The 20364-nt window shown below is 73.5% G+C and carries 17 protein-coding genes; 10 read left to right on the forward strand and 7 right to left on the reverse strand.

Translation table 11 applies throughout. The features are described from left to right. Positions 1-16: 16 nt before the first annotated feature. From OG393_RS30485 to OG393_RS30495, 3 genes are all read right to left on the reverse strand, one after another. Complete coding sequence (locus OG393_RS30485) at positions 17-1006, reverse strand: serine/threonine-protein kinase (RefSeq protein WP_327377909.1); 990 nt, start codon at positions 1004-1006, stop codon at positions 17-19. Then, the gene (locus tag OG393_RS30490; protein ID WP_327377910.1) at positions 1006-1692 is read right to left on the reverse strand and encodes a hypothetical protein; all 687 of its coding nucleotides are present in this window, start codon (positions 1690-1692) and stop codon (positions 1006-1008) included. Before OG393_RS30490 ends, OG393_RS30485 begins: the two co-directional genes overlap by 1 nt. Positions 1693-1753: 61 nt before the next feature. Further along, complete coding sequence (locus OG393_RS30495) at positions 1754-4180, reverse strand: FHA domain-containing protein (RefSeq protein WP_327377911.1); 2427 nt, start codon at positions 4178-4180, stop codon at positions 1754-1756. An 88-nt stretch (positions 4181-4268) separates the two neighbouring features. Here OG393_RS30495 and OG393_RS30500 point away from each other — a divergent pair, with 88 nt between their 5' ends. Beyond that, positions 4269-4997: a TetR/AcrR family transcriptional regulator gene (locus OG393_RS30500; protein ID WP_327377912.1), complete on the forward strand. Its 729-nt coding sequence runs from the start codon at positions 4269-4271 to the stop codon at positions 4995-4997. Between the two features lie 314 nt (positions 4998-5311). Beyond that, on the forward strand, positions 5312-6703 hold the full coding sequence (locus OG393_RS30505; RefSeq protein WP_327377913.1) for an NADP-dependent succinic semialdehyde dehydrogenase: 1392 nt from the start codon (positions 5312-5314) through the stop codon (positions 6701-6703). A 75-nt stretch (positions 6704-6778) separates the two neighbouring features. Here the strand turns inward: OG393_RS30505 and OG393_RS30510 are convergent, their stop codons facing one another. Continuing rightward, complete coding sequence (locus tag OG393_RS30510; RefSeq protein ID WP_327377914.1) at positions 6779-7792, reverse strand: PHP domain-containing protein; 1014 nt, start codon at positions 7790-7792, stop codon at positions 6779-6781. 100 nt (positions 7793-7892) lie between these two features. Continuing rightward, positions 7893-9992, reverse strand: a complete 2100-nt coding sequence (locus tag OG393_RS30515; protein WP_327377915.1) for a SpoIIE family protein phosphatase — start codon at positions 9990-9992, stop codon at positions 7893-7895. A 267-nt stretch (positions 9993-10259) separates the two neighbouring features. On the opposite strand from OG393_RS30515, the gene OG393_RS30520 reads away from it, so the two are divergent. Together OG393_RS30520 and OG393_RS30525 are read left to right on the forward strand one after the other, a co-directional pair. Next, positions 10260-10460, forward strand: coding sequence for a hypothetical protein (locus OG393_RS30520; protein WP_327377916.1), 201 nt, complete (start codon positions 10260-10262; stop codon positions 10458-10460). Positions 10461-10640: 180 nt separating this feature from the next. After that, on the forward strand, positions 10641-11819 hold the full coding sequence (locus OG393_RS30525; protein ID WP_327377917.1) for an acyl-CoA dehydrogenase family protein: 1179 nt from the start codon (positions 10641-10643) through the stop codon (positions 11817-11819). Positions 11820-11838: 19 nt separating this feature from the next. Here OG393_RS30525 and OG393_RS30530 read toward each other — a convergent pair whose 3' ends face one another. Beyond that, positions 11839-12513 (reverse strand): DMT family transporter, encoded by a 675-nt coding sequence (locus tag OG393_RS30530; protein WP_327377918.1) that lies wholly within the window; start codon positions 12511-12513, stop codon positions 11839-11841. Between the two features lie 343 nt (positions 12514-12856). Next, entirely contained in the window at positions 12857-14158 is a 1302-nt protein-coding gene (locus OG393_RS30535; protein WP_442817380.1) for an MFS transporter, read from the reverse strand. A 152-nt stretch (positions 14159-14310) separates the two neighbouring features. Here OG393_RS30535 and OG393_RS30540 point away from each other — a divergent pair, with 152 nt between their 5' ends. The 6 genes from OG393_RS30540 (at position 14311) to OG393_RS30565 (ending at position 20287) form a co-directional block, all read left to right on the forward strand. Then, positions 14311-15345, forward strand: coding sequence for an ABC transporter substrate-binding protein (locus tag OG393_RS30540; protein ID WP_327377920.1), 1035 nt, complete (start codon positions 14311-14313; stop codon positions 15343-15345). Then, on the forward strand, positions 15335-16480 hold the full coding sequence (locus tag OG393_RS30545; RefSeq protein WP_327377921.1) for a FecCD family ABC transporter permease: 1146 nt from the start codon (positions 15335-15337) through the stop codon (positions 16478-16480). Before OG393_RS30540 ends, OG393_RS30545 begins: the two co-directional genes overlap by 11 nt. Then, on the forward strand, positions 16477-17274 hold the full coding sequence (locus OG393_RS30550; protein WP_327377922.1) for an ABC transporter ATP-binding protein: 798 nt from the start codon (positions 16477-16479) through the stop codon (positions 17272-17274). Before OG393_RS30545 ends, OG393_RS30550 begins: the two co-directional genes overlap by 4 nt. A 61-nt stretch (positions 17275-17335) precedes the next feature. After that, positions 17336-18166, forward strand: a complete 831-nt coding sequence (locus tag OG393_RS30555; protein ID WP_327377923.1) for a Rossmann-like domain-containing protein — start codon at positions 17336-17338, stop codon at positions 18164-18166. Then, positions 18163-19251, forward strand: a complete 1089-nt coding sequence (locus tag OG393_RS30560) for a GHMP family kinase ATP-binding protein (RefSeq protein WP_327377924.1) — start codon at positions 18163-18165, stop codon at positions 19249-19251. Before OG393_RS30555 ends, OG393_RS30560 begins: the two co-directional genes overlap by 4 nt. After that, positions 19172-20287: a pyridoxal-phosphate dependent enzyme gene (locus tag OG393_RS30565; RefSeq protein WP_327377925.1), complete on the forward strand. Its 1116-nt coding sequence runs from the start codon at positions 19172-19174 to the stop codon at positions 20285-20287. The genes OG393_RS30560 and OG393_RS30565 overlap by 80 nt, the downstream gene beginning before the upstream one ends. The last annotated feature ends 77 nt before the right edge of the window (positions 20288-20364 follow it).

A 20364-nucleotide genomic window follows, 5' to 3' on the forward strand; every position in this document is an offset into this window, starting at 1 on the left:
CGCCTGCCGGTCCGGCTCAGGGCACCTGCCGGAACACCGGCAGGGCCCACCGCGGCGGCGCCGGCGGCGGACCCGGCGGCCGGGGCCCGGCGCCCTCCGGCGGCACCGGACCCGGGGCGGCCCCCTCCAGTGCGGCCCGCAGATCGGCCACGAACTCCAGGCACGTGTCGTAACGCTCCTCCGGCGCCTTCGCCAGTGCCTTCGCGAGCACCGCGTCGGCCGCCTCGGGCAGCCCTGGGCACTCCGCCGACAGCCGGGGCGCGGGATCGTACTGATGGGCCCAGAGCAGCGCCATGTCGTCGTCGCGGCGGAACGGCGGCACACCGGTCAACGTCTCGAACACCACGCACCCGAAGCCGTAGACGTCGCACCGGCCGTCCACCGGCTTCCCCGAGATCTGTTCCGGGGCGACGTAGTCCAGGGTGCCCACGAACTGACCCACCGTCGTCAGGCCCGTCAGCGACAGCGACTTCTTCGTGAGACCGAAGTCCGTGAGGTACACGTGCTCCGGATGGTCGCGGTCCGTACCCTCCGCGACCAGGATGTTGCCCGGTTTGACGTCCCGGTGCACGAGGTCGTGCGCGTGCGCCGCGTCCAGCGCCGAGGCGACCTGGACGGCGATCCGGCCGGCCTTCGCCGCCGGCAGCCGCCCCTCCCGGTCCAGCAGCGCGCGCAGGTCCTGCCCGGCGACGTACCGCATCGCGATGTACAGCACGCCCTCCGTCTCCCCCGCCTCGAACACGGGCACGATGTGCGGATGGTCGATCGCCGCGGCCACCCGTGACTCGTGCGCGAAGCGTTTGCGGAAGGTGTCGTTGCGGGCCAGTTCGGGGGCCAGCAGCTTCAGTGCGACCGTGCGGTCCAGCCGCAGGTCGTGGGCGCGGTACACGACGGCCATCCCGCCGCGTCCGATCTCGGCCTCCACGACGTAGCCCGCGATCTGCTTGCCGACGAGCCCCGAGGGCCGGCCGGCCGGGAGGTCCGCGCCCCGGGTGGCCCCGGCCATCAGTCCTCACCCGTCGGGTGCGGACCGTTCACGACCTGGGTGGGCGGCGGCCCGGCGGGCGCGGCCGGTGGCCCCCCGGCCTCATCGAGCCCCTCCACGATCCGCGTCGGTTCGTGGCCCGGGACTTCCCTCCTGTCCGTACCGTCTGTCTCATTCGCCCTGTCCGTCTTGTCCGGCGCGGCCGAGACCGCGTACGTACCGAGCACCGTCCCGTCGCAGAACACCCAGCGTTCGTGCTCGGCGTCGTACAGCCACAGAGCCTCGCCGTCGACGACCATCCCCACCCGCAGCCCCCGGGTACGCCGGTGGAAGGCGTCGGCGTCGGCGCGTCCGGCCGCCAGCTCCTCCGCCGCGCGACGGTAACGGCCCAGCGACTCCTCGGCGCGCGCGATCAGCTGCCGCGGATCGGCCGTCCGGGCGAGCGGCTTGCGGGCCGCGGGCGGGTCCACCGGGACGGAGACGAGGAGTCGGGCGTCGACCCAGGCCGACCAGCCGTTGGAGCACAGGACCCGTCCCCAGTCGCCGACCCGCTCCATCAGTTCCACCGGCAGGAACGCGTCGAGCGGCTCGGCCGGAAGGCCCGGGTCGGGAGCCTCCCATGTCGACAGACCGTCCCGGGGCACGACGTGCGTCGGCCGGAACTCGGGCATCTCGTCCGGGACGGGGGGAGTGACGGGGATGGCCATGGGCCTCCTGTCTTCGCTGCGCGCGGCACGTCGGACGACGCCGGACGGGCGGGGAGCCGGGCTACTTCCGCATGATCGCGGGCTCGTGGCGCCGCAACAGCCGGGCGACCGCATAGCCCAGCACCAGGCAGAGCACGACCAGCATCCCCATGTCGAACAACCAGGCCTCCAGCGTGTGGTGCATCAGCGGATCCGCGGTCTTGTCGCTCGGCGCGACAGCGCCGATGTCGATCGTCGCGCCCATCGCGGCGAACGCCCACCGCGACGGCACGAGCCAGGCCAGCTGCTCCAGGACCGGCGCGCCGCGCACGGTCAGCAGCGCCCCGCAGAACACCACCTGCACGATGGCGAGGAGGACCAGCAGCGGCATGGTCACCTCCTCCTTGCGCACCAGGGCGGAGACGAACAAGCCCAGCATCATCGCCGTGAAGGCGAGCAGGGCGACGGCGAGCGTGAGTTCCACCAGCGGCGGGAAGAGCACACCCTTGCCGCCCGGCACGTTGAGCGGTACCCCGATGAGCGCGACCAGGGTCAGCACCACCGCCTGCACCACGGTGATCGTGCCGAGCACGACGATCTTCGACATCAGGTAGGCGGAACGCGAGAGCCCGACGGCTCTCTCCCGTCGGTAGATCGTCCGTTCCTTGACCAGCTCGCGCACCGCGTTTGCGGCTCCCGTCAGCACCCCGCCCACACACAGGATGAGCAGGACGTTCAGCGTCGACTCGGGGTTCAGACTGCCCTCGGAGAGCGCCCGCGCCATCGCCCCCATCACGAACGGCAACGCGACCATGATGACCAGGAACGTCCGGTCGGCGGCCAGGGCGGTGGTGTAGCGCCGGACGAGGGTGCGCAGCTGGGAACCCCAGCTCTGCGCCTTCGGCGGCGGTCCGGGCTCCGGGGCCGACACCGGTCCGGCGGCGGCCGGTCCGGGCCGCCGCATGGCGTCGGCGATGTACTGCCGGTGGAACCGGGAGGCACGGTACTGCCCCGCCCAGTCCCGGTCCCGGTCGTTCTCGAACGCCTCGAACGCCTCCGGCCACTGGCCGAACCGGAAGAAGCCCAGGGTGTCGTCGGGCGGACCGTAGTACGCGATCCGTCCGCCCGGCGCGAGCACCAGGAGACGGTCGCAGACGTCCAGGCTGAGCACGCTGTGCGTGACCACGATGACGGTACGGCCGTCGTCGGCGAGTCCCCGCAGCATGTGCATCACCGAACGGTCCATCCCGGGGTCGAGTCCGGAGGTCGGTTCGTCGAGAAAGAGCAACGACGGTTTGGTGAGCAGTTCCAGGGCCACGCTGACCCGCTTGCGCTGCCCGCCGGACAGGCTGTGGATGGGTTGGTCGACCCGCTCGCCCAGACCCAGTTCGCGGATCACCTCGTCGACCCGCGCCCGGCGCTCGGACGCCTCGGTGTCCTCGGGGAAACGGAGTTCGGCCGCGTAGCCGAGCGCCCGCCGCACGGTCAGCTGGAGGTGCAGGATGTCGTCCTGCGGGACGAGCCCGATGCGCTGGCGCAGCTCCGCGTAGTCGCGGTAGAGGTCCCGGCCGTCGTACAGCACCGAGCCCCGCTCCGCCGGCCGTTGTCCGGTGAGCGCGCCGAGCAGGGTCGACTTGCCGGCACCGGACGGGCCGACCACGGCGAGCAGGCACTTCTGCCCTACGGGGAAGGACACGTCCTCCAGCAGCGTCTTCCTCCCGTGGTCCACGGTCACGGCGAGATCCTGCACGTCCAGTGACACCTCTCCGGTGTCGGTGAACTCGACGAGATTGTCGCCCAGCAGGCAGAAGGCCGCGTGCCCGATGCCGACGATGTCGTCCGCCGTGACCCGGGATCGCTCGACGCGACGGCCGTTGAGATAGGTGCCGTTGTGACTGCCGAGGTCGTGGATCCAGTACGTCCCGTCGGGGTGGGCCAGGAGTTCGGCGTGGCGTCGCGAGACCACCAGATCGTCGACGACCAGGTCGTTGTCGGGGGCGCGCCCGATGCGCACGGTCCTGGTGGGCAGCGGCCGCACGGACGTCGGCTGCCGGAAGGTGCCGGTCGCCGCCGGATGCGCGACGGACGAGGGGCGGGGCGGTGTGCGGGGCGGGGCGGGGGCGGGCGGACGCGGCTCCGGATTCGGCGGCGGTACGGGCGTCGGTGGCTCCGGCTCACGCGGAGGCGCCGTGCGGGAGAGGACGGCGAGCGGTCCGTCCCAGGGGTGCCCGAAGCGGATGACCGAGCCCGGTCCCACCTCCTGGTCCGCCTGGACGCGATGACTGTCCGCGTAGGTGCCGTTCGTGCTGTGCTCGTCCTCCAGTGCCCAGTGGTCGCCCTCGACGTGCAGCACCGCGTGGTGCCACGACGTCCGGGCGTCGGCGAGCACGATGTCACTGGTGGGGTCGCGCCCGATGCGATAGACGCGGCCCGGACTCATCAGGGTCGCGTCCCCGTCGATCTCGAGGACCAGTTCGGGCGCGGCGGGCGCGCCGGGCCGCTCTCCCATGCGTGAATTTTATCTTCCGGTGCCCATCCGTGCCTGCGAGAGCCGCGGGTATCGTGAGGCGCCCGGAACCGGACCAAGGAGCCCACCCGTGCCGAGAGGTGTCACCAAGGGCCGGCCCCGCACCCGGGCGGCCTTGCTCAAGGCGGCTCTGGAGACCTTCGCCGAGCACGGTTTCCACGCCGCCACCATCGAGCAGGTCTGCGAACGGGCCGGCTACACCAGGGGTGCCTACTACTCGAACTTCGCGGGCAAGGAAGAGCTCTTCCTCGCCCTCTTCGACGAGCACAGCGAGCGCACCGTGGTCCGCCTCGCCGAAGCGATCGACGGGCTGCCGGCCGAGGAGTACACCCTCGGCCGGCTCGCGGAACTGGCCTCCCGCGTCGAGCCGGACGAACGGGACTGGTACCTCGTCACCACCGAGTTCACCCTGCACGCCATCCGCGACCCGCAGGCGGCCTGGGTCCTCGCCCGCCACGACGCCCGGCTGCGCGCCGAGATAGCCCGCGGCCTGACGGCCGTGTTGCGCCGGGCGGGGCGTGAGCTGACCGTGGACGCGGACCGGTTCGCGCGGCTGATGATCGCCCTGCGGGAGGGCGGCCTGGCGCAGAGCTACGTCGAACCGGAGGAACTCCCCCCGGGCGCGCTCGAGCGGGATTTCCTGGCCGGACTGGTCGGGGCGTTCACCCGCCCCGCCGAAGGGCCCTCGCCGGCCGGAGCGGGTGAGGCGGCCCGGCCGGGGGAGACGTCCGGCGCGGGCGGGCCGGGGGTGCCGCGGGCGGACCAGTCGAGGAGACCGGGGTCGGAGACCGCGATCTGACCGCGGAGCGGACGGGCCTGGAACCATCCGGCCAGGTGGGTACCGACCTGACCGCGGGTGATCAGCGACGTCTCGCGGTCGATGAGCCGCGGTATGCCGACGGCCAGCCGGTCCGTGGCGGACCGGGGCTCGGGGACGGCGGGTCGCGCGGCGGGGCAGGGCGCGGGAAGGAGGCGGGGGAGGCGCCCGGCTCCACGCCGCCCGGCGCGCACGGCCGTCCGGGTGCTCCCGTCACCCGCGCGCCTCCTCCGATTGCGTGTGCGCCCGGGGCGCGGGAGGGTTCCGTTGGAGTGGACGTCAGGAGGAGACGAGACATGGGCATCGCCACCGTGAATCCAGCGACCGGCGAGACGCTGCGCACCTACGACGCCCACGGGCCCGAGGAGATCGAACGCCGCGTCGCCGCCGCGCACGACACCTTCCGGGTCTACCGCACCACCACGTTCGCCGAGCGGGCCCGGCTCATGCGCCGCGCCGCCGACCTCCTCGACGAGGACACCGACGACATCGCCCGCACCATGACCACCGAGATGGGCAAGCCCATCGTGGCCGCCCGCGCGGAGGCCGCCAAGTGCGCCAAGACGATGCGCTGGTACGCCGACAACGCCGTGACGCTCCTCGCCGACGAGCACCCCGCCGAGTCCGACGTACGCGACTCCGGCGCCGCCTCCGCCCGCGTCCACTACCGCCCGCTCGGTACCGTCCTCGCGGTCATGCCCTGGAACTTTCCCCTCTGGCAGGTCATCCGCTTCGCGGCGCCCGCGCTGATGGCCGGCAACACCGGACTTCTCAAGCACGCCTCCAACGTCCCCCGGACCGCGCTGTACCTCGGTGACCTCTTCCGTCGCGCCGGTTTTCCCGAGGGGTGCTTCCAGACCCTCCTCATCGGGTCCGGCGCCGTCGAAGGCGTCCTGCGTGACCGCCGGGTCGCCGCCGCGACGCTGACCGGCAGCGAGCCCGCGGGGCGCTCGGTCGCCTCGATCGCGGGCGACGAGGTGAAGAAGACCGTGCTGGAACTCGGCGGCAGCGACCCGTACATCGTGATGCCCTCCGCCGACCTGACCCGGGCCGTCAAGACCGCCGTCACCGCCCGCGTGCAGAACAACGGTCAGTCGTGCATCGCCGCCAAGCGGTTCATCGTGCACCAGGACGTCTTCGACCACTTCGCCGAGCGGTTCACCGCCGCCATGAGCGCCCTCACCGTCGGCGACCCGCTGGAGGAGTCCACCGACATCGGTCCGATCGCCACCGAGCAGGGCCGCGCCGACCTGGAGGAACTCGTCGACGACGCCGTGGCCAAGGGCGCCACGGTCCTGTGCGGCGGAGGTCGCCCCGCCGATCGCCCGCGCGGCTGGTTCTACGAGCCCACGGTCCTCACCGGCATCACGCCCGAGATGCGCATCCACCTGGAGGAGACCTTCGGACCGGTCGCCACGCTCTACTCCGTGATGGACATCGAGGAAGCGGTGACCGTCGCCAACAACACCCCGTTCGGACTCAGTTCGAACGTCTGGACGCGAGACGACGGGGATATCGCGTTCTTCGTGCGCGACCTCGAGGCCGGCGGCGTCTTCGTCAACGGCATGACCGCTTCCCACCCCGCGCTCCCGTTCGGCGGAGTGAAACGCTCGGGCTACGGACGCGAACTGTCCGGCCACGGCATCCGTGAGTTCTGCAACGTGACGACGGTCTGGCAGCAGGCGTGACGCCCGCCGCCCCACCCCGCCCGCCGCGACGGCGGCGACCCGCCACGGGTCACTCCACCCCCTGTCCGGCCACGGTCACTCCCCCCGCGTCCAGGCCAGCAGCCGTTCCGCCGGCCAGGTATTGATCACTCGCTCCGGTGGCACCCCGCACTCCTCCGCCCGTGCACAGCCGAAGATCTGCCACTCCAGCTGGCCCGGTGCGTGCGCGTCGGTGTCCACGGCGAAGTGGGCACCCGCCGCAACCGCCCGCCGCAGCAGCCGACGAGGTGGGTCCAGCCGCTCCGGACGGCTGTTGATCTCCACCGCCGTCCCTGACTCCGCGCACGCGGCGAACACCCGGTCCGCGTCGAACACGGACTCGGGCCGCAGCCGGCCGCCACTCACCAGACGGCCCGTGCAGTGCCCCAGGACGTCCACCCGCGGATCACGCACCGCCCGCACCAGACGCCTGGTCATCGCGGGAGCGGCCATCCGGAGTGTGGAGTGGACGGAAGCGACGACCACGTCAAGCCGCTCCAGCAGCTCCGGCTCCTGATCGAGCGAACCGTCGTCGAGGATGTCGCACTCGATGCCCGTCAGCATCCGGAACGGCGCCCACTCCTCGTTCAGCCGCTCCACCAGGTCGAGTTGCTCGCGCAGTCGCTCCGGCGACAGCCCGCGGGCCACCCTCAGACGCGGGGAGTGGTCGGTCAGGACCGCCCACTCGTGGCCGATGCCCGCCGCCGTGCGCCCCATGTCCTCGATCGTGCTGCCGCCGTCCGACCAGTCGGAGTGCAGATGGCAGTCGCCGCGCAGCAGCGCCCGCAGCGCCTCGCCTCCGCGGGCCTCCGGCACCGGGACCTCCCGCTCCAGCCGTGCCAGGTACTCGGGCACCCGCCCGGCCAGTGCCTCCCGCACGACCGTCGCCGTCTTCGGCCCGAGCCCCTTGACCGACTCCAGGGTCCCCGCGGCGGCACGGCTCGCCGCCTCGCCTTCCGCCATGGCCGCCACGACGGCGGACGCGTGACGGAAGGCCCGGACCCGGTAGGTGGGGGCCTGGGAGCGTTCCAGCAGGAACGCGATCCGGTCCAGCGCGGCCACGGGATCCATCAGACGCCCCTTTCTTCCGCTGGTCGCCCCCTTCGTTCCGACGACGGCCGCTGCGCCGCCGGCCCGGCGCACGGCACCGGCACGCGGAGCGGCCCGTCGCTCAGGTGGGAGCCCGGCCCGACGGCGCCGCGCCCGCGCCCGCCCGCGCGTGGACCGGGCCGATCTCGCACCACACCGCCTTGCCTTCGCCCCGGGGCTCGACGCCCCACCGTGAGGCCAGCGCGTCGAGCAGCAGCAGCCCGCGTCCCGAGGTCGCCGCCTCACCCGGCGTGCGCCGCCGGGGCCACGCGCTGGAACGGTCCTGAACCGACAGCCTCACCCGCCGCACCGGCTCCGGCAGCACCTCCAGGGTCAGCACGGCGCCGCCCTCGGTGTGCAGCAGCACGTTCACCAACAGCTCACCGGTGAGCAGTTCGGCGTCGTCCGCCAGTTCCTCCATGCCCCAGTCCCGCAGTGCCTGTCCCACGGCGGTCCGGGCGTCCGAGAGGCCCTGCGGGTCGGCCTGGTGGATGTACTGGTGGATGCGCGGCGCCCGCGGTGTGCCCGGGTCCGGGCTCCGCCGCAGCACGAGCAGCGCCACGTCGTCACCCGAGCCCCACCGCTCCCAGAGCTGCTCCGAGAGGTGGTCCGCGAGCGCCTCCGCCTGCGGCGGTCCGCTGCTCATCGCACCGACCAGCGCCGCCAGACCCGACTCGATGTCCGAACCCGGCTGCTCGACCAGACCGTCCGTGTACAGCACGAGCGTCTCGCCCGGGACCAGGTCGAGCCGGGTCTCGGGGAACTCCTCGTCCCCGAAGACCGTCGCCAGGCCCAGCGGCAGCCCGCCGCGCAGTTTCGGCCGTCCGACCCGGCCGTCCGTGTGCCGGATCAGCGGCCCCAGGTGACCGGCGCGTACCGCGCGGACGGTGCCTCCGGCCAGGTCGACCTGGGCGTACGTACAGGTGGCGAAACGATTCGTGTCAAGTTCGGCCAGGAAACGGGACGCGCGGGCGAGCACCGTGGAGGGGGAGTGGCCTTCGCCCGCGTAGGCCCGGAGCGCGATGCGCAGCTGGCCCATGATGGCGGCGGCGTGGGTGTCGTGGCCCTGGACGTCGCCCACCACGATCCCGACCCGGCCGCGCGGCAGCGGGATCACGTCGTACCAGTCGCCGCCGACCTGCCGCCCGCTCCACGCCGCGTGGTAGCGGACCGCGATCTCGCCGCCGGTGATCACCGGGATGCGCCGGGGGAGCATCGTCTCCTGGAGGCCGGTGGCCAGATCCCGCTCCTCGTCGAAGAGGATCGCGCGCTGGAGGGACTGGGCGACGATCGCGGCCAGTCCGAGGGCGAGGTTGCGTTCGTCGGCGCTGAAGGAGGTGCGGCTCCGGTAGTACAGCGCCATGCCGCCGAGCGAGCGCGCCTGGGCGATGAGCGGCAGGTAGCAGGCGGACGTGAACTTCAGCCGGCCGAGATACGGTCCGAGCTCGGGGAAGTCCCGGCCCAGGCTCTGGAACGAGGGGGAGAAGCGGGGGCGCCCGCTCAGCACCGCCTCGGCCAGTGGCAGCCCGCCCTCGAGGCGCCGGGTACGGAAGTCGTCGAGTGCGTCCAGGGACTCGCCGCTCAGGGCGATGATGTTCAGCGACCCGTTCTCCACGAGTCCCAGCACGAGTCCGTCCGCGCCGAGCCGGGCGAGTCCGCCCGGGCCGGTCAGGGCGGCCGTGACGTCGTCGACGGTCACGGCACGCGACAGCGCGTGGGTGGTGCGCTCGACGATGTTCGTCTGCACCTCCCGGCGCTTCTCCAGGTCCAGCACGAAGGCGGAGTGGGCCACCTCGGCCGACGCGTCCCGCACGATGCCGACGATCCGGTGGGCCATCCCGTCCGACGCGCGCAGAATTCGTGCCTGCACATGCGTCCACTGGGGTGTTCCGTCGTCCCGCTCCACCCGGAACTGCGCGGTGTAGGACGTCTGGCCGCTCGTGACCGCGTGCCGGATGACGGCTTCCAGCCGCAGGCGCTCCTCCGGCTCGAGCCCCCGGACGAGCGTGGCGGGCAGGCCGTCGAACCCGTCGGGGCTCAGCCCGAAGACCAGCAGCCCGGCCTCGTCGACGTCGATGGTGCCCGTGTCGAGATCCCAGTCGAAGCTGCCGGTGCGATTCATGGCGAGTCGCTCGGTGGGCGCGATCTCGCCACTGCGCGCGCGCCCGTCGTCATCGGTCATCCCGTCCATTGTCGAACCCGCACCCCTCCGACGCCATGGCGGCGACACGGCGCGCCGGGGATTTCACCGGCCGGACGCCGCGGGGGCCGGAGCCGCCCCCGCCCCCGCGGCGCCATCCGGCCCCGGTCCGGGCGAGGTGACGGTGGACGCGCCGGTTCGGCGGGTCCCCGTGTCCGAGCCGTTCTCTTCGGCCTCTCCCGGCCCGGATGGCGGGACCGGGAGAGGCCGATGAGAATGGAGAGCCGGAAGAAGCCAGTAGGAGGCGGCATGAACGCTGAGTCCGACAAGACATCCCCGGGGGAGAGCCCGACGCCCGACCGCCTCTTGCATGCCGGGTCGGAGGGCGACTACACGGCGGAGGACATCGTCCTCGCCTCCGGACGTGACGTGAATCCGAAGAGCCTCGCGTGGGCGGAGCGACGCATGGCGGAGAGAGGCCGCGCCTCCCTCGACGAACTGCTGCCCTGAGCTGTCCCGCCGGAGGGCGTCCCGACGACGCGCCTGTCCGCGGCCTCGAACAGGGCCGCGGACAGGCACGTTCCCGGCCGGGCCCTGCCATCCTCCGCACGGGGCTTCCCCCTTGACGGAACGCGTTCTACCGTGGCCGCCGTCGCGCGCATGTTCCGGGACGCCGCCACGGGAGGCTCCATGCACCTCGAGTACACGCACGCCCAGCGCCGCCTGCGGGCCGACCTGCGCGCGTACTTCGCCGCGCTCGTCCCGGAGGACGTCCACGCCCGCTACGCGGAGCCCGCCGCACAGAAGCGGTTCTACCGCGAGACCATCCGGAGGCTGGGTGCCGACGGCTGGCTCGGTGTCGGCTGGCCCACCGAATACGGGGGGCGCGGGCTGAGTCCGATGGAACAGTTCATCTTCTTCGACGAGGCCGCGCAGGCAGGAGTCCCGCTGCCGCTGATGGCGCTGAACACCGTGGGCCCGACGATCATGAGGTACGGCACCGAGGAGCAGAAGGCCCGCTTCCTTCCGAAGATCCTCTCCGGCGAGACCGACTTCGCCATCGGCTACAGCGAGCCCGACGCGGGCACCGACCTCGCCGCCCTGAAGACCCGTGCGGTCCGGGACGGCGACACGTACGTCGTCACCGGGCAGAAGATCTGGACCACCAACGGCGACACGGCCGACTGGGTGTGGCTCGCCGTCCGCACCGACCCGGACGCCCCGCCGCACAAGGGCATCACCATACTCCTCGTCCCGACGACCGCCCCGGGCTACTCCTGCACACTCATCAACACCCTCGCCTCGCACGACACCACCGCCGGCCACTACGACGACGTGCGCGTCCCGGTCTCGCACCGCGTCGGCGAGGAGAACCAGGGCTGGCGACTGATCACCAACCAGCTCAACCACGAGCGGGTCACACTCGCCGCACACGGCACGATGGCGATCCGCGCTCTCCACGACGTCCGGCGCTGGGCAGCCGTCACCAGGCTGGCCGACGGGCGCCGCGTCATCGACCTGGGCTGGGTGCGCCGCCTGCTCGCCCGGACGCACACCCGGCTGGACGCGATGAAGCTCCTCAACTGGCAGATGGTGAGCGCCGTCCAGGACGGCACGCTCACCCCGCAGGACGCCTCCGCGGTCAAGGTCTACGGCTCCGAGGCCCGCCGAGACGCCTACGCCTGGCTCATGGAGGTCGTCGGCGCGCCCGGAGCCCTCAAAGAGGGTTCGGCCGGAGCGGTCCTGCACGGCGAACTCGAGCGGGGATACCGCTCGGCCGTCATCTTCACCTTCGGCGGGGGCAACAACGAGATCCAGCGCGAGATCATCTCCTGGATCGGCCTCGGCATGCCCCGGGTCCGCCGCTAGGGCGTTTCGAAAGTGCCGGTCACAGCCACTCGTTGATGGCTGTAGTGCCGTTGGCAGGCGATGTTCGCCCGCCAACGGCCGTCGCCCGCCCTGCGCGTGGTGCTCGTCCGTCGGCCTTGGTCGGCGTGACCGGGCGTGACACGCGCTGAGCGTGGTCGGCACCTGGGCCGGACGCCCGCCGGGACGCCGCTCGGCCTATCCCCTCGTCGGCGGAGAGGAAGAGAACGGCGGACAGCAGCAGGGCCGCACCCGTGAGGACGATCGCGTTGAGCCGCTCACCGAACACCAGGATGCCCACGACGGCCGCCGTGAGCGGTTCCACCAGGGCGACGACGCAGGCCGTGGTCGCCCGTACGACGCCGAGGCCGGCGAAGAACAACGTGTACGCCAGCGCCGTCGGCACGGCCCCCAGGTAGAGCATCAGGCCCAGGGTCCATGCCGGACGCTCCATGCCGGGGAGCAAGCCCTCCAGCAGGGCCGACGGCAGAAGGCAGACAGTGCCCACCGCGAAGCCGGTCACCGTGGCCTCGGACGCGCCACCGGCGTTCTTTCGGCCGGAGGAACGGCCCAGCAGAGTCACGCCCGCGTAGCCGGCGGCGGACAGCAGCGGGTATCCGATGCCGAGGAGGGGAGCCGGGCCGGTGCTCCCGTCCGCACCCCCCAGCAGCACCAGACCGGCCACTCCGCTCGCCACCACGGCGGTTCCGGCGGCGCCGGTGCGCTCGCCCAGCGCGAGGAAGAGGACCGCACCTGAGATCTCCTCGGTTGATTGCCATCACGATGTCACCGTGGGCGACCCGCGTAGCCACCCCGGTATCCCCGGGACGGCTCTGCATGACCGCCCGCCTTAGGCGGCGGGCGGCGGAGGCGTCAGACACAGTTGCATGTGATCCCCCTACCCGGCAGAGGACAGTCGTCCCGGCCTGGTCGGGGACCTGTCCACCGCTCTGGGACAGGTCCTGACATCGTGACCGGCGCGATCGTGCCGACCCCGGTCCCGTGGTTCGCGGTCGCGGAGCTCGCGGACCGGATGGGGATCACGTCCGCCGGCCCGGTCGGTGCGGGGCGGGCGGGGCCGTTCGCGCGAAGTGGCGGGTGGTGGGGACCAGCGCCGCCAGCGCCGGTACCAGGAGGCACGTGGCGGCGCAGAAGCCGAGGACGGCCGTGACCCCGAAGACGCCGACGGCCGGGGCGATCAGGGCGAGGCCGAGCGGGGCCAGGCCGTAGGAGACGAGGAAGTCCAGCGAGGAGACCCGGGCCAGTTTGTCGGGGGCCACTTCGCGCTGGGTCGCCGTGAACCAGGGTACGTTGAACCACTCGATACCGACCCCGGCGACGGCGTACGCGGCGACGACCACGGCCGGCGGCACCGGCAGCACCAGGCTCAACGGGGCGACGCCGTACGCGGCCAGGCCCGCGAGGGCGGCCCAGCCGGGGGACCGCGGACGTCGGCGGGCGATGAGCAGGGCGCCGCCGAGCGCGCCGAGGGTGTACGCGGTCATGGCCGCGGCCAGCACCCACTGCGTGCCGTAGCGGTCCCGGCTGATCAGGGGCAGTACCACGCTGGTGCTCGAGTAGCCGAGGGTGATGACGGCGGCCAGCGCGGCGAGTCCGGCGAGGAACCAGGGGTGGCGGCGTGCCTCGCGTATCCCCTCCAGGAACTCGGTCCGGAGGCCGGGACGCGCGGTGCTTTCGTCGGTGGCCGACGTCGGCGGGGAGTCGTCCGCCCTCGGAGAGGCGCCGTTGCCCGGAACGAACGCGGCGACCAGCCAGAGCAGACCGATGCCGAGCAGCAGGGTCCGGACGTCGAGGAAGGCGGCCAGCAGGGCGGTCAGCGCGGGGCCGCCGAGGGTGGAGGCACGCACCGCCAGAGTGGTGGCGGCGTTGGCCTCCTGACGGTGCTCGGGGGCGACGGTCTCGGCGGTGAGCGCCTGGAACGCCGGGCGGCAGGCTCCCTGTCCGGCGCCCGCGAGGGCCGCGGCGGCCGTCATCAGCGCGAGCGAGCGGCCCAGTCCGCCGGCCAGTACAGGGGCGGCGGTCGCGGCGGCGAGGGCGGACCAGAGGACCACGGCGCGGCGGGAGTGACGGTCGGCCAGCACCCCTCCGACGGCCACGGACAGCAGGAATCCGGCGGTGCGGGCCGCGAGGACCAGGCCGAGGCCGGCGGCGCCGAGGTCGCGGTGGAGGACGGCGAGGCCGAGGACGAAGGGCAGTGCCCAGGTCGCCAGCCCGGAGGCGGTGGTGCCCGCCCACAGGCGGAGGAACGCCACGTCCCGGAGTACCGAACGGGGCGGCGGCGCAGGGGATGTGCTCGTTGCGGGCGCGGGGGGTGTCGTCACGGTCTGGGGGCTCCTCGGAGGGGCGGAGGCCGGCCCGGTGGGCCGCCCCGACGTCGTTATTGAAAATGATTACCATTACAGTACCCTCTGCGTGGGGCACTTCCGCCCCGTGCACGACAACACCCCCGCCTGCCCTACCGACCGGAGGACCCGTGCGTCACCCCGCCCGACTCGGCATCGCCCTCACCCTCGCCCTCGCCACCGCGGGCTGCTCCACACCCTCCGGCCAGGACCCCGGGACCGATGCCCGGTCCGCCACGCGGGCCGCCGCCCCGGAGACCAGCGTCACCAGCTGCGGTCGGCGGCTGTCCTTCGCCGAACCCCCACGACGCGCCGTCGCGCTGGACCAGACGTCGACCGAGACCCTCCTCGAACTCGGCCTCCAGGAACGGATGACGGGCACGGCCAACCTCAAGACGAAGATCCCCGACACCTACCGGTCCGCCTACGACACGATCCCCGTCATCGCCGAGAAGATCGCCACCGGAGAACAACTCCGCGCAGCCAACCCCGACTTCGTCGTCGCCGCGTCCGCGGACCTCTACACCGGGGACCGGGCGGGCACCCGAGAGGAACTGGCCGCGCTCGACGTCCCCACCTTCGTCAGCGCCGTGGACTGCCCGCCCCGGAACCGGTCCGGCACGAGCCCCTTCGCGCTCCTCTTCGCCGACTACGAGAACCTGGGCAGGATCTTCGGCACCGAGGAGCGGGCCCACCGGCTCGCCGCGGATCAGCGCGCGGCGGTCGACGAGGCCCGGCGGAGCGCGGTCGCGCGCCCCCCGGGCGCCGATGTCCCCACCGTCGTCTTCCTCTACTCCGTCTTCGACGGCATGCCCTACGTCGCCGGCGGCAGCGGGCTGCCCAGCGAGATGAGCCGGATCGTCGGCGCGCGGAACGTCTTCGACGACGTCGACGAGGACTGGCCGGAGGTCTCCTGGGAGGAAGTCGCCGAACGCGACCCCGACATCATCGTGATCGGCGATCTCTCCGAGCGCGGCCGTCCCGGGGACAGCGCAGCCGAGAAGCGCGCCACCCTGGCCCGGCACCCGGTCATCTCGCGGCTGGCCGCCGTGCGCAACGACCGGATCATCGAAGTACCCGGCATCGAACTCGACCCCTCGGTGCGCTCCGTACACGCCCTCCGGCTGCTCGCCGACGGCATGCGGGAATCCGGCCATGGCCGCTGACACCACCGCCCGGAAGGAGCGGGCCGCCGACCTCCTGCTCCCCGCGGCCCGGGGACGGCGGACACCGGTCACCGCCACGCGCCGGCCGGACCTTCCCGGCGGACCGGCACCACACGGCCCGGCCCGGTCCGCCGCCGCCCGCGCGGGTCTGCTCCTCCTCGCCGTCTTCGCCCTGGCCGCCTCGGTCGCCGCCGCGCTGCGCCTCGGTACCACCGACGTGGGATGGACCGGCCTCGCCCGCGTCTTCGGCGGCCGGCTCGGCCTGGACGTCGCACCGTTGCCACCGCTGCGCGACTCCCTCGTCTGGGACCTGCGACTGCCCCGCGTGCTCATGGCGGCCCTCGTCGGCGCCACACTCGCCGTGTGCGGCACGGTGCTCCAGGCGCTCACCCGCAACGCGCTCGCCGACCCCTACCTGCTCGGCGTCTCCTCGGGCGCGTCCACGGGTGCCGTCACCGTGGTCGTCCTCGGGGTGGGCGCCGGCACCCTCGGAGTCACCGGCGGCGCGTTCGCCGGCGCGCTGCTCGCCTTCGGCCTGCTCCTCCTCCTGCTGCGCACCGGACTCGACTCCGGCCGCATCGTCCTCACCGGCGTGGTCGTCGGCCAGCTCTTCGCCGCGCTCACCTCACTCGTCCTGATGGCCTCCGCGGACGCCGACACCACCCGGGCCGTCACCCACTGGCTGCTGGGCTCGATGGCTCCGTCCCGCTGGGACACGGTCGCCGTCTGCGCCGTCGTCACCCCGCTGGGCCTGGTCACCGCGTGGTTGTGCTCCGACGACCTCGACGGACTCGCCTTCGGTACCGACACCGCCGCGTCCCTCGGCATCGCCGTCCGGCGCACCCGGCTCCTGCTGCTCGTGGTCACGGCCGTGCTGACCGCGGTCGCGGTCGCCACCGTCGGAGCCATCGGCTTCGTCGGGCTCATCGTCCCGCACGGGGTGCGGTTCCTCGCCGGGCCGCTGCACCGGGCGCTGCTGCCCTGGGCCGCGCTCGCGGGCGCCGTGTTCCTGGTGTGGACGGACACACTGGCCCGCGTCGCCTTCGCCCCCCGCGAGGTCCCCGTCGGCGTGATCACCGCCCTCCTCGGGGTGCCGCTCTTCCTGCTCGTCCTGCGCCGCCGGGGGCACCTGTGAGGATCACCGCCGAAGCACTCGGCTGGTCCGTGGCCGGCGTCCCGGTCCTCCGCGCGGTCGACGCCGACATCGCGTCCGGCGAGACGGTCGGCCTGCTCGGCCCCAACGGCTCGGGCAAGTCCTCCCTGCTGCGCTGCCTGGCCGGACTGCGCGCCCCGGCCGTCGGCACGGTCCGCTACGACGGCGTGTCCGTCCGGGACTGGAGCGCGCGCCGGATCGCCCGTCAGGTCGCCTTCGTGGCCCAGGACCCGGGCGCGGAGAGCGACCTCGCGGTGGTCGACGTCGTGGGCCTCGGGCGAACTCCCTTCCGGAGCCGACGGCACGGAGTCGGCGCCGACGACCGGGCCGTCATCGCCGCCGCCCTGGAGCGCGTCGGGCTCACCGCGCTGGCCGGCCGTCCGTGGCAGGCGCTGTCGGGCGGCGAACGGCAACGCGCCCACCTCGCCCGCGCCCTGGCGCAGCAGCCGTACGCCCTCCTGCTCGACGAACCGACCAACCACCTCGACGTCCGGCACCGGCTGGAGCTGATGGAACTGCTCACCGACTCCGGCCGTACAGCCGTGGTCGCACTCCACGACCTCTCCCTCGCCGCCCGCTACTGCGACCGGCTCTTGCTCCTGCACCACGGCCGCCTGATCGCCGCCGGCCCGCCGCGCGAGGTCCTCACCCCCGAACGGCTCGCCGAGGTCTTCGAGGTGGACGCCCACGTCACCGTCGACACCCTCGGACACCCCGCGATCGCCTACCGAGGGCCGCTCCGCGCCCCCGCCGCGGCGGCCCTCCCCAGCTCGTGAAGAGGGACCAGGAATCCCCATGACCACCACCCCACCTCGTGAAGCGAGACCAGGAATCCCCATGACCACCACCGTCCCCTCCGTCGACGCCCTCACCGAGGCCGTACGGGCGGGCCACCACGGCCCCCTCCCGTCCGGGACCGTCGCCACCAGCGTCTTCTGGATCCACCACGGCACCCGCCTCGCCGGCGGCCACACCACCTACCTCAACCAGTACGTGCTGGTCCGCCTCGGCGGCTCCTTCGGCGGCTGCGCCTTCGAGGACGGCGAGCTCAACCCGTCGGTCTGCCGGGAGTTCTCCGGAGCCCCGCTCGACGCCCTGCTCGGCGAAGCACCCCGCCCCCTGCGGATCGCCGCCCTCGACGCCTGCCTCTCCGAGGCGCGTCCGCACCGCCTGGCCGCCGAGACCGGCGAGGCCGAGCCGGTCGTCCTGCCCGCCGGCACCCCGGAGGTCCGCGCGCAGGCCCGAGACGCCGCCGTCGCAGGTCTCCTCGACATCGCGCCGGGAGCCCGGGTCGGCCTCATCGGCGTCGTCAACCCGCTGGTCGCGGCGATCCGCGCGCGCGGCGGCGAACCGCTGCCCTGCGACCTCAACCTCCGGGTCACGCGGTGGGGCGAACCGGTCACCGACGACATGCACCAGGTGCTCGACCGGTCCGACGCCGTCGTGGCCACCGGGATGACCCTCGGCAACGGCTCCTTCGACACCATCCTGGACCGCTGCCGGGCCCGCGGCGTCCCGCTGATCGTCTACGCGCAGAGCGGCAGCGCCGTCGCCCGCGCCTTCCTCGGCTCGGGGGTGACCGCCCTGTCCGCCGAGCCCTTCCCCTTCTCCCAGTTCAGCGCCGACCGGACGGTCCTGTACCGCTACCGCGCGGCGGACGGCTCGTGACCCCCGCCGCCCGCCCCGCCGCGACCGCCGCCGATGGCCTTCCCACCGGCACCGGCCACGCCCCGGGCCACCACGGCGAGATCCTCCAGGGCGTCTTCCTCGACGGCGCCGGGCGCCGGTGCGCGGGACTGGTCACCCTCCCGCTCCCCGGCCCCGGCACCACCGCGCGGTTCGTCCGCCGCCCCGGCACCCCGGCCGAGGCCCTCGACGTCCTCCCCGCCGACCGTGCGAAGGCGGCCCGCGCCGCGGCCCTCGCGGTGGCGGCCTGCGCGCGGCGGACCGGAGTGGAGCCCTGCGGCGGGGAACTGCGGCTCACCGGCGACCTTCCGGTGGGCCTGGGCCTGGGCAGCTCCACCAGCGACGTGATCGCCGCCGTGCGCGCGGTCGCGGACTCCTACGGCCTCCGCCTCGCCCCCGGCACCGTCGCCCGACTGGCGGTACGCGCGGAGACGGCCTGCGATCCCCTGATGCTCGACGGCCGCCCGTGCCTCTTCGCCCAGCGGGAGGGCCGCGTCCTGGAGGTGCTCGGCCCGGCCCTGCCACCCCTGGTCGTGGTCGGCTGCGTCCTGGGCGGCGGCACCCCCGTGGACACCCTCTCGCTCCCCGCACGCCCACCCGCCCAGGCGTCCGACACCGAGGTCCGGGACTGCGCACGGCTGCGCGCCCGGCTGCGCCACGCCGTGGCCACCGGCGACGCGCGGCTGCTCGGCGAGGTCGCCACCGCCAGCGCCCGGCGCGGCCAGGAGGTGCTCGGCCACCCGGAGTTCGACGTCCTCACCGACCTCGCGCGGGCATTCGGGGCGGTCGGCGTCCAGCTCGCGCACAGCGGCGCGGTCGCGGGCGTCCTCTTCGCGCCGGCCCCGGGGATGCGCCCGCGCCTGCGGGCCTGCCTGCGAGCCCTGGACGCCCACGGCATCCCCGCCGGACCGACCTTCACCACCATTACCAAGGAGACCGCGCATGGAGCGGCACGCCCCGGCTCATCAGTCCACGGAACATCTGCCCATGGACCGGCACAACGCGGAGTCGGTCGGCCGACCGGACCTGATACGCCTCGACGAACGACTCCTCTGCCTGCGCTTTGAGACGATGAAGGTGGTATCCGCCCTCGCGGCCGTACGCCACCTGCTCGACACCGGTGCCGTACGCCGAGGGGACACCCTGCTCGACAGCTCCAGCGGCATCTACGCCTACGCCCTCGCCCTGGCCTGCCACCGGTACGGCATGCGCTGTCACATCGTGGGCTCGACGACGGTGGACCGCGCCCTGGGCATCCAGCTCGCCGTCCTCGGCGCGACGCTGGAGCGGATGGAGCCCTGCGATGACCTCAAACTGGACCAGAAGCGGCGCGTCGAGCGGGTCCGGGAGATCCTCGCCGCGCACCCCGAGTACCACTGGATGCGGCAATACCACGACGACATCCACTACCTCGGCTACCGCGCCGTCGCCGACCGGATCCGCGAGGCCGTCGGCGTGGACGCGCTCACCGTCGTCGGCGGGGTCGGTTCGGGCGCCTCCACGGGCGCGCTCGCCCGCTACCTGCGCCGGGGCCCGGCGAACCCGGCGCGCTCCCAGTGCGGACCGCGGCCCTCCGGCCCCCGCGCCCACGAGCGTGTCAGGGGTTCCAGCGGACCGGCCGACATCCAACTCGTCGGGGTCCAGCCCTACGGCAGCGTCACCTTCGGCGCCGGACACGTCGCCGACCCCGAGATCATCATCGCCGGCATCGGCAGCTCCATCCCCTTCGGGAACGTCTCCCACGAGCTGTACGACACCCTGCACTGGATCTCCTTCGACGCCGCCCTGGCCGGGAGCGTCGACCTGCTGCGGCGGCACGCCGTGTTCGCCGGGCTGTCGACCGGCGCCGGCTACCTGGCCGCACGTCACGAACGCGAGCGCGCGCCCGAACGGACGGTCCTCTTCATCGCCGCCGACACCGGACACCGCTACGTCGACACCGTCTTCGCCCGGTACCGCGAGGCCGTACCGGTCACGGAACTCGCCCCGCGCGAGGTCCGGGACCCGGGCGAGCTGGCGTTGCCCTGGTCCCGGATGCGCTGGAACCGGACCCCGGCGGGGGAGTGGGGTCTTCCGCACCCTCGGCGGCACGGCCCGGCGTAGCCGGACGTCCATGACGCGGGACGCCGACCCCGGCCTCTTCGGTCCCGGCTCCGTCACCTGGCAGCTGCACGGCGACC

Source organism: Streptomyces sp. NBC_01216 (assembly GCF_035994945.1).
In the GTDB taxonomy this organism is placed as follows: Bacteria; Actinomycetota; Actinomycetes; order Streptomycetales; family Streptomycetaceae; genus Streptomyces.

What these genes read in the sequence shown, in the direction of transcription:
- OG393_RS30565 (WP_327377925.1), top strand. Translation starts at nt 19,172, where the DNA reads ATGGACCGGCACAACGCGGAGTCGGTCGGCCGACCGGACCTGATACGC.
- OG393_RS30490 (WP_327377910.1), bottom strand. Translation starts at nt 1,692, where the DNA reads ATGGCCATCCCCGTCACTCCCCCCGTCCCGGACGAGATGCCCGAGTTC.
- OG393_RS30505 (WP_327377913.1), top strand. Translation starts at nt 5,312, where the DNA reads ATGGGCATCGCCACCGTGAATCCAGCGACCGGCGAGACGCTGCGCACC.
- OG393_RS30515 (WP_327377915.1), bottom strand. Translation starts at nt 9,992, where the DNA reads ATGACCGATGACGACGGGCGCGCGCGCAGTGGCGAGATCGCGCCCACC.
- OG393_RS30545 (WP_327377921.1), top strand. Translation starts at nt 15,335, where the DNA reads ATGGCCGCTGACACCACCGCCCGGAAGGAGCGGGCCGCCGACCTCCTG.
- OG393_RS30495 (WP_327377911.1), bottom strand. Translation starts at nt 4,180, where the DNA reads ATGGGAGAGCGGCCCGGCGCGCCCGCCGCGCCCGAACTGGTCCTCGAG.
- OG393_RS30555 (WP_327377923.1), top strand. Translation starts at nt 17,336, where the DNA reads ATGACCACCACCGTCCCCTCCGTCGACGCCCTCACCGAGGCCGTACGG.
- OG393_RS30520 (WP_327377916.1), top strand. Translation starts at nt 10,260, where the DNA reads ATGAACGCTGAGTCCGACAAGACATCCCCGGGGGAGAGCCCGACGCCC.
- OG393_RS30485 (WP_327377909.1), bottom strand. Translation starts at nt 1,006, where the DNA reads ATGGCCGGGGCCACCCGGGGCGCGGACCTCCCGGCCGGCCGGCCCTCG.
- OG393_RS30525 (WP_327377917.1), top strand. Translation starts at nt 10,641, where the DNA reads ATGCACCTCGAGTACACGCACGCCCAGCGCCGCCTGCGGGCCGACCTG.
- OG393_RS30510 (WP_327377914.1), bottom strand. Translation starts at nt 7,792, where the DNA reads ATGGATCCCGTGGCCGCGCTGGACCGGATCGCGTTCCTGCTGGAACGC.